10 protein-coding genes and 1 riboswitch are annotated in these 16,132 nt (G+C 31.6%); of the genes, 9 read left to right on the forward strand and 1 reads right to left on the reverse strand.

Annotated elements, in window-relative coordinates; genetic code table 11:
* The first annotated feature begins 162 nt into the window (after positions 1-162).
* The 7 genes from EQ029_RS00830 to EQ029_RS00860 all read left to right on the forward strand — a co-directional run bounded on the left by EQ029_RS00830 (position 163) and on the right by EQ029_RS00860 (position 13,595).
* The gene (locus EQ029_RS00830) at positions 163-3,369 is read left to right on the forward strand and encodes a CDP-glycerol glycerophosphotransferase family protein (protein ID WP_057504685.1); all 3,207 of its coding nucleotides are present in this window, start codon (positions 163-165) and stop codon (positions 3,367-3,369) included.
* A gap of 285 nt (positions 3,370-3,654) precedes the next feature.
* Positions 3,655-4,260, forward strand: coding sequence for a stage II sporulation protein M (locus EQ029_RS00835; protein ID WP_037558248.1), 606 nt, complete (start codon positions 3,655-3,657; stop codon positions 4,258-4,260).
* Between the two features lie 228 nt (positions 4,261-4,488).
* Positions 4,489-6,219, forward strand: coding sequence for a DUF2075 domain-containing protein (locus tag EQ029_RS00840; RefSeq protein ID WP_011274570.1), 1,731 nt, complete (start codon positions 4,489-4,491; stop codon positions 6,217-6,219).
* Positions 6,212-6,550 carry a nucleotide pyrophosphohydrolase gene (locus EQ029_RS00845; protein ID WP_011274571.1) on the forward strand — a complete coding sequence of 113 codons (339 nt, stop codon included), beginning with the start codon at positions 6,212-6,214 and terminating at the stop codon, positions 6,548-6,550. The genes EQ029_RS00840 and EQ029_RS00845 overlap by 8 nt, the downstream gene beginning before the upstream one ends.
* A 337-nt stretch (positions 6,551-6,887) precedes the next feature.
* A complete protein-coding gene (locus EQ029_RS00850; protein ID WP_057504686.1) occupies positions 6,888-8,657 on the forward strand; it encodes a zinc-ribbon domain-containing protein in 1,770 nt (589 codons plus the stop codon).
* The gene (locus tag EQ029_RS00855; protein WP_037558246.1) at positions 8,650-10,290 is read left to right on the forward strand and encodes a hypothetical protein; all 1,641 of its coding nucleotides are present in this window, start codon (positions 8,650-8,652) and stop codon (positions 10,288-10,290) included. The genes EQ029_RS00850 and EQ029_RS00855 overlap by 8 nt, the downstream gene beginning before the upstream one ends.
* A 101-nt stretch (positions 10,291-10,391) precedes the next feature.
* Positions 10,392-13,595: a choice-of-anchor I family protein gene (locus EQ029_RS00860; protein WP_037558245.1), complete on the forward strand. Its 3,204-nt coding sequence runs from the start codon at positions 10,392-10,394 to the stop codon at positions 13,593-13,595.
* A gap of 51 nt (positions 13,596-13,646) precedes the next feature.
* On the opposite strand, the gene EQ029_RS00865 is transcribed toward EQ029_RS00860, so the two are convergent.
* Positions 13,647-14,558, reverse strand: coding sequence for an ABC transporter substrate-binding protein (locus EQ029_RS00865; protein ID WP_057504687.1), 912 nt, complete (start codon positions 14,556-14,558; stop codon positions 13,647-13,649).
* Between the two features lie 58 nt (positions 14,559-14,616).
* Positions 14,617-14,720: riboswitch (TPP riboswitch) on the reverse strand.
* Positions 14,721-14,899: 179 nt separating this feature from the next.
* On the opposite strand from EQ029_RS00865, the gene EQ029_RS00870 reads away from it, so the two are divergent.
* Both EQ029_RS00870 and EQ029_RS00875 read left to right on the forward strand, forming a co-directional pair.
* Positions 14,900-15,238 (forward strand): helix-turn-helix domain-containing protein, encoded by a 339-nt coding sequence (locus tag EQ029_RS00870; RefSeq protein ID WP_033079800.1) that lies wholly within the window; start codon positions 14,900-14,902, stop codon positions 15,236-15,238.
* Positions 15,239-15,274: 36 nt separating this feature from the next.
* Complete coding sequence (locus tag EQ029_RS00875; protein ID WP_037558243.1) at positions 15,275-16,111, forward strand: CPBP family intramembrane glutamic endopeptidase; 837 nt, start codon at positions 15,275-15,277, stop codon at positions 16,109-16,111.
* Positions 16,112-16,132: the final 21 nt, after the last annotated feature.

Here is a 16,132-nt window from a genome sequence, read left to right on the forward strand (position 1 = left end):
ATAATGAATGATTTATATATTATAGTTACTATTCAATATTACATTTGTATTGTAACGCATATAACTGTTCGAAAGTAGATATATTTTACAATAATTAAAAAAATAATAGAAACTCATAGTAATATTATGATAATTTGACTTTAGTTGAAAGAAGGGGTTTAATTGCAAATTATTAAACAAGATGGATCCATACTACATATCTATTTTGAGAATCCTATTAATAAGATTGAAAAACTTTACATAAAGAATGAATTTAATTCACTCACGCTAGAGAAGACTAATGGGGATTTACATTTTAAAATAGACTTAGTAGAAGTTGCTAAGCAATTTATTCAGTATGAAAATAAGAAAATATACATAATAGTGGAAGAGTCAACGCCAATTTTGACAACTCAAAGTAACTTGAAAGTTACAAATAGCCAATCTGAAGTTTCAGGTTTGACTGAAGTGCTCATTGATGACAGTGAGAACATCAAAATACAACCCTATATCACTCGAAATGGTTATTTACATTTATCATTGGATGATGTGGATTTAAATAAAACATATTTTTCAAGAAGACATATTGATACGCTTAAAATAAACAATAGCGAAGCGATTATAGAAGGCCAGTTTGCAACGCTAAATTCGACATTAAAAGATGTGCAACTACTAATAAAAACGAGATTAACTGACAGAGAAAAGTTCGTAAATATTAATCTTGAAGAAATTGGAAAGACGAAAAATGCATCGACTTATAATTTTTCGGTAGATATCTACAAAGATTTGATAGAATTCATGAAGTATGAATATAAAAATGAAGATATTATAGATATTTACTTAAGTATTAAAGTACTAGAATCATCGGAGAATTTAAGAATAAAAATCGGAAATCCTAGAATAATGGCGGAAAAGCTATTAAAGGGTGAAATAATCACTGAGTTTAACGGGAATATAGTGTCACTTACACCTTATTTCACGATGAAAGGTCGTAATTTATCTTTTAGAATTAATACGTATGACATCGATAGTTACTTAACATATGTGGATGAGTTAAAAAGACCAAAACGTCCCAACTTCTTAAAAAAGGAAAATCAAAAGATTTGGGTAATTGGTGAAAAATCATATAAAGCTCAGGACAATGGTTATCACTTCTTTAAATATATGAGAACATATCACCCAGATAAACCTGTTTATTATATTATTGAAAAAGACTCTAAAGAAGCTGAAAATGTTTTGCCTTTCGGAAATGTCATATTCTATAATTCAGCGGAACATTTCAAAATTATGATTAAAGCAGATTACATTTGTACTACGCATCATCCGGAATTAATTTATCCTACAACGAGTGACATTTATACACGTAAAATAAAAGCCGTTAAAGTATTTTTACAGCACGGGGTTTTAGGTACAAAAAACTTAAGCAACATCAATGGTAACCAGTTAAAAGATTTTAATGTTGATTTATTTATCACGAGTTCTAGCAGAGAGAAAGAAATCGTTGTAAGAGATTTGAATTTCTTCAGTAATCAAGTTGCTGTTACAGGATTAGCAAGATTTGATGAATTGTTTAATCCTAATGTAGAAGTTAAAAATCAAATCTTAATTATTCCAACATGGAGAGATTGGTTAACGAGTATTGATCGATTACAAACATCGGAATATTTAAAACGAATGAACGATTTGCTTCATAGTCAGAAATTAAAAGAAATAGCTAACAAAGGTACGGACATTATTTTTTGTTTACACCCTAATATGCAACCTTTTATTGATTATTTTGATGTGCCAAGCTATGTTACGAGTATTAAGCAAGGGGATATAGATGTTCAGAAATTGATAAAAGAAAGTAAATTAATGATTACGGATTATTCAAGTGTTGCCTTTGATTTTAGTTTTTTAAATAAACCAGTCATCTATTATCAATTTGATAGAAATGAATTTTTAGGAAAAGAAGCGTCACATATTGATATAGAAAAAGAATTACCGGGAATCATTGTTAATGCTCAAGATAAATTAGAAAGAGAACTGGATAATATACAAAAGAAACAATTTAAAATCGATGAGGCATTAGAGAAACGTATTGATCGATTTATTGCGTATAAAGATCGAAACAATTGTGAGCGAATATTTGATGCAATTACTAACTTTAGAGAGACGAGTAAAGTGAAAAGTAAAATTAAGTATAATATTCTTTCGCAACATGCAGTTAATCGTTTTAGAAAAGATAAAAAATACTTTAAAGTAATGGAAAAATTTAACACGGGATTAACACGTTTATTACCTGTGAAGAAAGATTTAATTGTGTTTGAAAGTAATGTAGGGAAATTAGTGGGTGATAGTCCGAAATTTATATACGATGAATTAAAGAAATATAATAAGAAATATCAAATCGTTTGGGCTACTAATACGCTTTATCCATTCAATGATCCGAATGTGAAAACAGTTAAGAGATTGTCACCGGAATATTTTTATTACTTATCTAGAGCGAAATATTGGATAAACAATCAAAACTTCCCACACTATCTTAGAAAACATAAAGATACGATTTATATACAAACTTGGCATGGAACACCGTTGAAAAAAATGTTAAATGATGTTGAAACATTCCAAGGACGAGATGCAAATTATAAAAATAGAGTGAATCAAGCCATTAAAAATTGGGATTATTTAATTTCTCCAAGTCCTTATGCAAGCGCGTGCTTTAAAACAGCATTCGATTTCAAAAAAGAAATTCTTGAGGTAGGTTACCCAAGAAATGATGTTTTTTATAATGTGGAAAACACTGACATGACAGAGAAGAAAAAATTAATCAAGCAAAAACTAGGTATTGAAGGTAATAAAAAAATCATTTTATACGCACCGACTTTTAGAGATGACGAAATTAATAAAGCCAAAAAACACATCATCAATCTAAAACTTGACTTACCAAGATTGAAGGAAAGTATTGGAGATGAATATATTCTCATTTTACGCCCACATATTATTATTAGTAATGCGTTAAATTTAAGTGAATCGCTAAAAGATTTTGTCGTCGATGGTACCAAATATCCAGAAATTAGTGATCTGTATTTAATTTCAGATATATGCATCACAGACTATTCGTCAGTCATGTTTGATTTTGCAAATACAAAGAAACCATTACTATTCTTCACCTATGACTTAGAATTTTATAAAAACAAATTACGTGGCTTTTATTTCGACTTTGAAAAAGAAGCACCAGGTCCATTAATTAAAACAAATGATGGCTTAATCGAAGCAATAAAAAATATTACTAACGTACAAGAAGAGTATGATGATAAATATCAAGTCTTTTACAATCGTTTCTGCACCTTTGAAAAAGGCATCGCTTCTAAAACGATAGTAGACAAATTCTTTAAACAAGACTGCTAAACATATTTTGACTCCTTTGATAGAAATAGTTGAAGGGGGAGTGGGACAGAATTCTTTTTAAATTCGTCGTCCCACTCCCAACTTGCTTTGCTTGTAGAATTTCTTAGTGAAATTCTCTTTGTTGGGGCCCCGCCCACAAGGATGACTAGTACTGGAAAAAGCTTGATTTAAGCGCCTTTTCAGTTCAGTCAGCTACTGCGAATTTGCAAAATAGCATCATCATATTATTTATGTCCCAGGCTCATGTTATGTTTGTTAGTATAAGAGATGAAAGAGAGGTCGCTTATGCTAAAATCATTCGATTTGGACATTATTAAACGTGCTGTAAAAATCTTTGTAGTTGCTACCATTTGTTTAGTCATTACCACGATATTCTGTTACTTTGTTCATCCATCTTTCAATGAATTGAAAAATATGGGGAATGCGAGTGAAGAAATTGGCAACACTAAAGGACTTGAAAAAGTTTGGAAGTATATCGTTAATAACGGTTTCCGAGTTCCGCTACAAATGTTTATCTTAGGCTTACTACCTATACCTTATCTGTATTTGATTAATCTAGTAGTTACCATTATTATGCCCGGAATTCTACTAGGCTTTCTTCTGAGCTTTGATTTACATAAAGGGTTGATAGGGAGTATAGCATTTATCCCACACTATACATTTGAAATCATGGGCTTTTGCATTTTAGCAAGTGCGCTGTATATGTTAAACAAAGCCATCACACGTCGGTTTACCAATCTCTTTAGGAAAAGTAAAAAAGAAAACTATGCAATAAAAGATAACTTAATCAACGTAATCAAATTTTATGTATTGATCGCATTACCCTTAATCATCATCGCAGCATTTCTAGAAACTTATGTATCAAACTTCATATTTAATATTTTGAGTTGATTCTCATACAAAGAGCTAAATGAAACTCACGCTTTCAGTATCATTTAAAATATAATGTTAAGTTCATTAAACTTAATTGAATAGTAGATGAGATTTTTACTTAGTGTAGAAATCTCTTTTTCTTTTGAATTTCGGTTTGTATATATAAAATTTGGTAAAAAGTTGATAAAATTAGTCCGAAAATTGATAAAATGGGATTATCAGACGATATGCTATATAGGTGATGAGATGGGACAATTATTAAAAATTGAAAATATAAAATATTCAATAGACAAACTAAATGAATCAGTGCAAAAATGGGAAACATCTAAAGATGGAAAGTTTTTACTAAGATATCCAACAGTTTACATAATAAATGATAAAAAAGAGAAAAATGATTTTGAAGTTTATGTTGGTGAGACTGGAGATATTAAAAGTAGGACAAGACAGCACCTCAATGCGGATACAAAAGTCAAAGCATTTTGGGAAGAATTTTCAGAATCAGATAATTCTTCAATGTATGTCATTGGACATGAATTATTTAATAAGTCATTAACGCTAGATATTGAAAATAGACTCATGCAATATTTGCTCAGTGTAGATAATATTTCAATGGTGCATAACAGTAGGACTAATCAACAAAATGAATATTATACTTCTGAAAAATTAGATGAAATTTTCTCAAATATTTGGCAATCACTACATAAAAAGAATGGGGCTTTATTCCCAATTGAAAGTATAATAAAAGATTCTGCTATATTTAAAGCTTCTCCATTTCACAAATTAACTCAAGAACAAATAAATGCAAAAGAAGAGATATTAAATAAAATCAAAGCAGCAATTTTATCAAATGAAGAGAGTCAGTTGATAATTGTTGAAGGTGAAGCAGGGTCAGGTAAAACTGTACTAATGAGTACATTATTATACGAACTAGGTAAGTATAACTTAGATTTAAATCAGAATTTAGATATAAATCTTTTAGTAAATCACAATGAACATGTAACTATTTATGATCAAATAGCTAAAAAACTAGGGATTTCTAGTAAATCTAATAAAATAGTACGAAAACCAACTAGCTTTATCAATAGCCATGATCCAGAGAATAAAGTAGATGTAGTAATAGTTGATGAAGCACATTTGCTACTAACGCAAGGACAGCAGAGTTATCAAGGAAAAAATCATTTAGATGATTTATTACAAAGAGCTAAAGTGGTAGTTATTGTATTAGATTTAAAGCAAGTATTAACAACCGGACAAATATGGGAAGAAGAACAGTTAGAAAAATACTATAATCAATCGGAAAATATAAATAATCGAGTTATATTAAGAAATCAAATGCGTATCAATAGTGATGAAACTACTTTCAATTGGATAAGAAATTTAATTGATAATCAAACTATAAACAAACTTCCAAAAGACAGTAAAGGCTATGAAATTAAAGTATTTGATTCACCTAATGAGTTAGAGGTTGCGATAAAAGATAAAGCTCAAAGTACAGATAGTGGTATATCAAGAATGCTTGCTACATTTGATTGGAAATATAATAATAATCCGCCTAAAGATGAAGATTATTGGAGAGTAAAAGTTGATAATTGGTCAATGCCTTGGAACTATCAAATAAAGCCTAAAAGAAAAGTTAAAGATTTACCTTGGGTTGAGCAGGAACAGACAATAGATGAAATAGGTTCAACTTTCTCTATTCAAGGATTGGATTTGAATTATGCAGGAGTTATTATTGGTCCTTCAGTTAAATATAGGGATGGACAAATTGTATTTGACAAATCTTGCAGTGCTAATAAGAAAGTAACTCAAAGAAGAACATTGCAAGACGGTTCGAAAGAATATTATTCAGATATGCTTTTGAGAAATGAATTAAACGTTCTATTAACTCGAGGGGTAAATGGACTATATATTTATGCTGTAGACGACCAATTGAGAGAGGCACTTAAAAAAGCTTCACGAGGTGAGAATGATGAATGAAACACATGAAGTATTAAAAGAAATAAATCAATTTAGAGATGAACGTAATTGGAGACAATTTCATAATGAAAAAGATTTATCCTTATCTATTAGTCTAGAAGCTGCTGAATTATTAGAATTATTTCAATGGAAAACACCAGAAGAAGTAGTACAAAAAAAACAAGAAAGGCTAGCTGAAGAATTAGCAGATGTATTGATATACAGCTATATGTTAGCTGATAACTTAGATTTTGATATTAATGACATTATTCGAAAAAAACTAGTAAAAAATGCTGAGAAATATCCTGTTGAAAAAAGTAAAAATAACAATAGTAAATACGATGAGTTATAAAAGAGTTAATAATCAATATTGAAATTAATACCCTTGTAAGATAAAAGTCGATAAACTTTTATACTTGCAAGGGTATTTTCTCAATTATGATTACAATTTTATTCACTAATTTGAATGATTTATAGCTATTAATTTACAGTTTTGATATTTTTGATGAATTATTTACAAACGCAAATCTATATAAATAACTCATTACATCATACAGAAAACAGTATATTAATTTTTGATTTATAATAGATATAAAAATATTTATAAAAGTAATAATTATCTTTAACTAATTTTATCATTATTGTGCTAAACTAAATTCGAAAATACATGTTTTAAGGGGATTATTGAGATGAAATTTTGTCCGGAATGTGGAAATAAATTAATTGAAAATGCTAAATTTTGTCCGGAATGCGGATTTAAAATTGCAAGTATAAACAATAATAGTCAAAAAATCGAAGAAGTGGATGTAGTAGAGAAGGTAAGTTCAGATGTGTATATTAAGTCATTACTAAATGAAACAAATCTAACAGATATCATGATTACACCTGATATTCCTGAAAAAGTTCTCATAAATGCATCAGTAAGTATAGCTGAAGGTATTGATCCAAATACAATAATTGCATTAATAGATACTAGTTTAATGAGTAACGGTAAATCGGGAGTGGTTTTTACTGGCGCGGAAATGTACTTAAAAACTACTTTTGATAGTGTTAAGAAAATTCCTTTTGAAAATATAAAATCAGCCGAGTATGATTCTGACAGAACAATCAATAATAAAGGAAAAGTAATCGAATATCATCGAGTCATCGTATCTTATGGAAATGGTGAAGATATAGAATTTAGTTCCGAACAATTTGATAGTGATTTGCCTTATAAACTTATTGCAAAATTGTTAAATGATTTTAATAAACGCGTAGATAATATTTCTTCTAAAAACCAAGTAGTACAAATTAGTCAAATGAGTTCAGAAATATTGAAATTATATTTTAGAATTGTCATTGCATATTTAAAAGATGATGATGGCATTATTGACAGTCGGGAGTATAAAGAATTAATCAGTTTAATGACAAAAATAAAAGTTAGCAAACAATTGGCCAATGATTTAAGAAAGTATCGTTTTGAAGATAAAGAAGATTTAACTATTGAAGAATTAATAGATCAACTTAAAAATCAAACTAATAAAGATAATTTTTCAGAAGCTGCAGTAGAACAAACTTTGGCTATGGATATTATAGGAATGAATAGTGATAAATTAGACACTATTAAAGATGACGAAGTATTAGTTAGAATGCTTAATAGATTAAATATATCAGATAAACAATTAAAATTTATTGTGAGAAAAATTAAAGCAGATAAAGAAATTATCGAAAGTAGAATGACTGATAGTGAAATCAAAGAAGTAAATAAGGAACTTGCTGCAGTAGCAAGTGGAGCCGGATTAGTAGCTCTAGGACTATTAACAAGTGGAGGGACTGTTTACTTAGGTATTATAGCTGGTTTTGGCGTTTACAGAGGAATTAAATACTTTTCTGGTACAGGAGAAGCAGAGAAGTTCGGTATTAGAATTCAAACACTTAATGATCGAATTAGCCAACTTCGAATTGCTAACGCCTACATTATTGAAGACATCAACTGGTTAAGTCAAAAAATGATAGATTTTGCTTTAAAATTACGTGAATCAAACGAACTTAGTTCTGAGTTGTATAAAGAATTAGAATTAATTATAAATCAAAACCAATCATTAGCTGATGCAGGCAGCTTGATTGAAGATGATGAGTCTTATTCTGAACGTGAATTGTTATTAACTACGATTCCTGAAAGTTTAGATATAGGAAAATATAATGAGTTATTAGCTAAAAATATTAATAAAGTTTACGCGGATGAAGTGATTAAAAATGTCTATTCAATAAATGGTGATTTAGATAATCAGTCTGAAGTTAATGATGTTACTTTAAGAGAGAATATTGAATTGGATGAATTAAAAGCAGCACATACTGTTCTTGAAGATATCGGTTACTTTGATACAAAAGCATCAAGTATTGCTCAAAGTAAATCACTTGCTAAAAAAGGATTTTCAGGTTTGAAAAAATCACTGTTTAGTGGAGAAAAAGATGAGTAGACAGAGTAGAAAAGATAAAAAAGAACTTAAAGGTTTAGCGGAAAATCTATTGGTAGATTATGAATTACGTAATCAAGCTAATGATAACCTTGATAAGTCTTTGCATAATATTGATGTGATGAGAGAGAATATCGACAATCAAATTAATATGAAAAAAGATTTATTAAATGAATTAAGAAATCGAAGATTAAATAACACGCAATTACAAGATTCTAATCTCACAAAATTTAATGATGAAGTGTTAAAAAATAAACTAAGAGATGGCCAAATATATGCTTCAAAATCTATTGATTTGGTAGAAACTAATAGTGTTAAAACAATAGATATTGATAGAGATGATTTTAATTCTTACGAATATAATAGACAATTCGCATTAGAAAATAATATAGATTTAACAAGTCCATTTTTAAATTTATATAGTAAACATGAGCAGGTTGAAGTGGCTCGTAAAATGATAGAAAAATTCGACTTACTAGAGCTTGAAAAAGAAGACTATGGATTCGCAGCATGTGCAGCGTTAATTGCAGGGATTGTAGATTGTGCGCTTGTAGGTACGATATCTCATAATAATCCAAGTGTATTACAGAAAAAAGTGGATGAAAAATTTTATTCAATTGTACAGAAATACTCTAATAACAGAGAATTACCAGAGTTGAAAGCGAAATTCGAAAAAGTTCAATCTAGGAAAGATGTTAGTTCAGAATATATTAAAAAGTTAGAAAATAAAATTAAAGCCATTGAAAATGGAACTCAATCAAGAAAAGATATGGTTGGTTATTTAGAAAAGACATACAGAGTTAAATACGATGCGGTACATGATAAGTCTATAGCTGGAATGTATGTCAATAATCATCATAATGCTTCTTTAGCACATGATTTTTCACCTTTAGGTTTATTAGTTGGTATTATGGACCAGTTAACTGGGAAATCAACTTTTATTTCTGCTAAGACCGGGGAAATATCAAGAATTGCAACAAACAATAAAAATACAGAATTACAAGGAAATATTATACAGAAAATTATTGGAGCCACTAACAATTGGTTTGGTCATTGCATGAGTGATATTGTTGGTAGTAGTGGCTCAAAAGGTAGAGGGCAAGGCTTACCCGCACCTTTTTGGTCCTATTTGCAAAAATTAAATTTCGGTAAAGTTAAACTTTCTAATAATAAAGAATTATCTATTGGACAGTTAACAGATTGGATGTTTCAAAATGGCTATGATACAAGGGCTTTTGTTGCCGAACTAATTCCTGTTATCATATTTGAAACTTTAATTAGATGCTATTGGTTTTATAAACAAAAATTCTATTATGGCAAATCATTTAAAGAGAGCCTACCTATAGCAAATAGTCGTGAGTTATCTCGCTTATTACTGGTTGGTAATGCAACTTTTACTTCAATTGATACTACACATGCAACTATTAAAGGGGTAATAAAAACTGGTGGGCATGGCGTTGATATTGGAACGTTTGTAATGACTGTAAATAAACCTGGTCTTGTTGATTTAGGATTTAGAAGTTTTCAAAATGCCCGGCTAGAACTTAAACATAAAAAACATGTTAATAAAATTATAGACGAAGACATTGTAGTAGAGTATAAGAGAGTGATGTCTTCTAGAGGTGTATTTGAGTAACATTTGCACTTTACCATTTCTTTACTCACTCCAAATAATCCATAAATATTCCTCTTGTAAGATGGTGGTGTATACACTTTTATCTTACAGGGGGATTTTTTATGGATAAGAAGCAGTTAGGGAATAAGCGTGAGGCGTATTTGATTCGTAAATACTCTATTGGAGCGGCGTCTATCTTAGTTGGGAGTTTATTATTCTTAGGTGGAGGCCAAGCGTCTGCTGCCGAAAGTAATGAGTCTAACACTTCTGAAAAGGTTCCAATGGAACAAACGCAATCAGCTCAAGAACAACCTAGTCATGAAGCATCAACAGAACGTGTTGAACAACCACAAAACAAAGCGATAGCAACACAAGAAACAAAGACTAATGAAGATGCTTCTTCTGAGGAAACTCAATCAAACGAGGCGGATACTAAGTCAAACGAAGTTATACATAATGATACTCAAAGTAATGAAACATCAGAACAATCTACAGAAGAACCAAAAACACAACAAAATAAAGCATCTGATGATGTTACGACACAAGAAGTGACTTCAACTGAGCAACCTACACAGGAAAAGACACAATCCACTTCTAAACAAGAAGTAACGACACAAGAGACATCAACTACAGAAGTTCAACCTAAAAACGAACAATCACAAACTGAAGAACAGCCTCAACATGAAACTAAAGAAACATCTTCACAAAGCAACACGCAAGAAGCACCTACAAAAGAAACTAAAAAACCAACACAACCAATTACTGAAAACAAACAATCAGAAAAAAGTAATACGACACAACAAACTAACCAAAAAGCAAATTCTGAGGTATCTCAATCCAATGTAACGTCAACTGAAGAAGTAACAAATACTAATGAAACGCGTACTCGCACACAACCTTTTTCAAAAGAAGAAATGAATAAAGTAACGGCTACAGAAGAGAGTGATGTAGCAGTTTCGGACGTACCTCAAACACAAATGAAGTACATGTCTACGAAACAAAAACAAGTGCTCTTCAATACATTGCAACGTGATGCGAACACGCAAGACCAACAACCGAAAGCGATTCTATCTACAATACCTGAATGGACGTCAGCACAACGTACAAAGAATGCGTCTCGAACTGGTCAAGATCAGTTGAATATTACGCATAAAGGTCGTTATACAAGTGGCGCAGATTTCGGGAATGGTGGCACAGAAATTGTGAAGTACAATCCGAAGAATGGCTATGCGTATTCAGTGAATGGCGATAAAGAAGCGTTGGATATTATTGATGTGAAACATCCTGGAAAGGATGGCGCAATTAATTTAGTAAAGCGTATTTATCTACAAGATAATGGAATTGAAGCGGGTGATTTAACGAGTGTAACGGTACATCCGAGCGGAGATTATGTAGCTGTGTCTGCGCCAGCAGTGGATAAGACGAAGCCAGGACATGTTGTATTCTACGGTTCAAATGGTGATTACATCAATAATGTGACGGTTGGCAGTCTTCCTGATATGGTCACTTTTTCTAAAGATAGTAAATATTTATTAGTAGCTAACGAGGGAGAACCGAGCGACGATTACACAGTTAACCCACCAGGATCTGTGTCAGTCATTGATGTCACGGGTGGCCCAGCTAATGTGACTGCCAATAATGTCCGTACAGCAATGTTCACGAAAGAACATCAAGAAGGTATTCGTGCGTTAGGTCCTAATGCGGAAGATGCTTACTTAAATATTGAACCAGAATATATTGCGGTAGATAGTCAAAGTAAATATGCCTATGTAACATTACAGGAAGTCAGTGCCATTGCGAAGGTCGATATCGTGAAAGGACAAATTGTCCAAGTGAAAGGGTTGCCTTACAAAGATCATTCGCTAGCACAAAATGCAATGGATGTATCAGATGAAGATGGTAAATCTGAGTTGCGCCGTGTGCCAGTATTAGGACTGTTACAACCAGATGGCATCGATACGTATGACTACAATGGCGAAACCTATTTATTGATTGCGAACGAAGGAGATTCTCAAGATTATGAGGGTTATTCTGAAGAAAAACGTGTGAAGAAATTGAAGGATGATATTCAATTGGATGCACGTTATTATCAAGGTTACACGCAAGCAGAACTAGATGATATGGTGGATAATGGCTTGTTTGATGACGAACAATTGGGTCGTTTGAAAGTTACGACATCGCATGCGTTTAAAGATGCAGATGGTAAATACAATGCGCTTGTATCTTATGGTGGTCGTTCATTCTCTATCTTAAGAGCTTCCGATTTAGAAATGATTTATGACAGTGGTAGCGATATTGAGCAACGCGTCTTAGATTTATTACCTGAACGCTTTAATGCTAATTATGAATCAGCCGATGATATTAAAGTAGATGACCGAAGTGATGATAAAGGTCCAGAAGCTGAAAATGTGGTCGTTGGTAAAGTAGGTAGTCATTCATATGCATTTGTCGGTCTAGAACGTGTTGGTGGTATTATGATTTATGATATTACAAATCCTAATGAACCGTATTTTGTGAAATATTTATACGACCTAGATAATAAAGATATTTCACCTGAGGGCATTACTTTTGAAAGTGCTGAAGAGAGTCCTAACGGTAAACCAATGTTAATCGCGTCATTCGAATTGTCTGGCACAACATCTGCTTGGGAATTAGAAGATTTAACAGGTGATCAAGAAAGTGATGATGGAGAAGATAGTGATAACCCGGGAAATACCAACGGGGAGTCTAATGATGACGATACAACGCCTAACCCACCTTCTGAAAATGAGGGTTCAAATACAGATCATGATGTAGATAATGGAGAACAACCTGATAATGGTGACGATACTTCAAGTAATGATGAAGACAACCATTCTTCTGATGACACTAATGGAAATGATGAGGGCTTAGAACCACCTTATGAAGTCGACGGTGACATTTTTGAAGATGATAGCGACGAGGTTATCTCAGATAAAGAAGATAACAATGATACAAGTGCACAATCACATGAAGAAGTAGAGAGTAAAGGTGCTTCACACAATATTAATCATAGTGCCCATGCAAATCATCAAGAAGAAAGCCGTGATAAGCTAACAGTAAATTCTAACACTCATAACTTGAGTGTGGTAAGCACAAAATCTTCAAGTCATCACGCAGTGACAACTAACCATGGAAGTGTAGTATCTGATAAGTCAAACCATGCAAATACTTCGTCTGATAACGTAAAAAAAGAACTGCCAAAATCAGGTCAAACTGAAACAAATACAACGTTATGGTCAGTGTTACTTGGTGGTTTAGGGTTAGCATTTATTAGAAAACGCAAAACTTCGAAATCTGAGAAATAATATATAAATTAAGAGCACGCTAATCTGAAATTTAGTGTGCTCTTATCATTATTATTTAGAGGTTCTGTTAAATAATAAATGGTTATTAAAGTATTCTTTAGCATCTATAGTTGTTTCAATTTTGCCATTTTCCTTAAGCCATAATTGTAAGTCATCATAAAATTCTGGGCTCATAGATAAATCATTAGTAAAACATTTGGTAGTTGCAATGATTGTGTCTTTATTTAATTGATTACTTACATCCGTTTGAGTATATTTAGCATAAACATCGACTGCTTCTTCGAGATGAGTATTAATAAATTGAATTGCTTTTTTAATGACTTTAAGGAATTTTTTAATTTTTCCTTTATCCTCTTTTAATTTATTAGGAGTTGTAATAAAAATTAACTGGCAAAAGTCTGGCACGTTATAATCTTTTAATGCAAAATAATCTACATTTAAACCTTTACTTTTTGCTTCGAGAATCTCAAAGTTTTCAAATATAAGTGTGGCAGCATCTGCTTTATCATTTAATAGTGCGTCAGTATGATAAAAATTATTATTAACTGGTGTTATATCTCCCTCTTTGTATGTTACACCATTAGCTTCAATCATTGTTTTGGCAATAGCAATACCTCCTAGGTCAGGGGCTCCAGGATATTGAAGACGTTTGCCAACTAAATCTTTAGGTGTCTTTATTCCTTTATCTTTGTTATACATAACACCGCCATTAGTGTGTAGATATCTGGCAAAACCTACCACATTTTGATTAGTTGCTTTATCTTCAACTAAATGAATAGGTTCAGTAATTGCAATATCCATTGAATTATTTTCGATTTCTTCCAATGCATCGAAGTGTTTTTCTGGTTCAATCATTTCAATTTCTAACGCTTCTTCTTTAAACCAGCCTTTTTCAATACCTAAAATTAAAGGTAAGTGATCAGGGTTTAAAAACCATGCTAAACCAACAATTAATTTTTCCATAAAAAAATTCCTCCAACAGACAATTTTTTCGTAAAAAAGTGAATTTGAAAGAAATAGCAGTATATGTATTTCACTTTCCTACGCTGGTACTAACCAACAGGTTCAAGGGTTGAAAGTTTTTTACTTTCTCTCAGCATATTAAATGCACCCCTAGTGATTTTTTTATCTATTAATAACATAGCATAAATTTGTATAGTAGAAAATTGACTGATAAAAATATAGTTAACATGATATGCTAAGTTTTGGAAACAAAATGTTAGCGAAATTAAAGGGAACGCGCCATTTTGTATGCGGAAAGTGACAAATGAACTTGCTAAGTTAGAAGAGAGGTGACCATAACTATGAAACTTGCTGAACAGATTAGGAAACATCGTAAAGAGAATGATCTAACTCAAGATCAATTAGCTACTGAATTACACACGACACGCCAAACCGTTTCCAAATGGGAACAGGGTACGATTGAACCGAATGCGCAAATGATTGTGCAATTAGCGCAACGTTTTGACATTTCCACAGACGAATTATTAACAGGGCAAACGTCTCATCCTTATAAAAGAGAAGAATCACAATCATATCCTGAACATTTAAATTTTTGGGATTTCTTATCTCAAAAGTGGTGGTTCGTATTAATTTTGGTAGTTATCGTGTGCGGTACAATAACACAAATCTTTACAAGTTAATAGTGAGGTCTCCTAACTCAACTTGGGAGGTACATGATGAGCTTAATAATTAAGTATTTAAAAATGATTGGTGTCATTATTTTGACGTTTGTATTAACAGTCATTGCGCAAAATATTGCTTTACTATGGCATTTGTTAGATTTGAAATCTTTTGAAACAATCTTACATGGTATCACCTATGTGGGACTTACCTTTTTATTCATTAAACTTTTAATTAATAAAGGATTTAAAGAGAAATTAAGTGACTATCGTATTAACACACTTAAGTTTAGTCTAAGTTATCTATCAGTTGGCTTACTGATTCCGATTATAAATATCATCATTTATTGTGTCTTTATTCCAGGTCATTTTGAAATAACGAAAGCTGATACTGTAATAGAATATTTAGAAATGTTATTTGAAATTATTGTTTTAGGTGGAGTATGTGCACCTATAGCTGAAGAATTAACAGTACGAGGCTTATTAATGGGCTACATTGAAAAGAAAGAGAATATTACCTTTGCCATCATTGTTACATCAGTATTATTCGCTTTAGTCCATTTGTTTAATGGAGGGATGTCTGGTGTTAGTCTAATATTATTAGTCGTAAGTGGCACGGTCGCTGGTATATTGTACGGTATGACGGCGTATAAATTTAACTCAATTTGGCCAAGTGTTTTTATGCATATGTGCTGGAACCTGTCAGACTTTGTCCATATCGCAACGCATAACGATGACTACGGCGTAATTCAATATATTATTAAAGTTAAAAACATACTCCTAACCGGTGGCGCATACGGTAATACATCTTCACTCATAGCAATAGTATTATTCGTAATAGCAATAATTTTAGTTGCAATGAAAAGTGTGCAGAGAATTAATTTGAGAGACTAATTTAGTCTCTTTTTTTATTGA

The sequence above is a fragment of the Staphylococcus haemolyticus genome (assembly GCF_006094395.1).
Classification (GTDB): domain Bacteria; phylum Bacillota; class Bacilli; order Staphylococcales; family Staphylococcaceae; genus Staphylococcus; species Staphylococcus haemolyticus.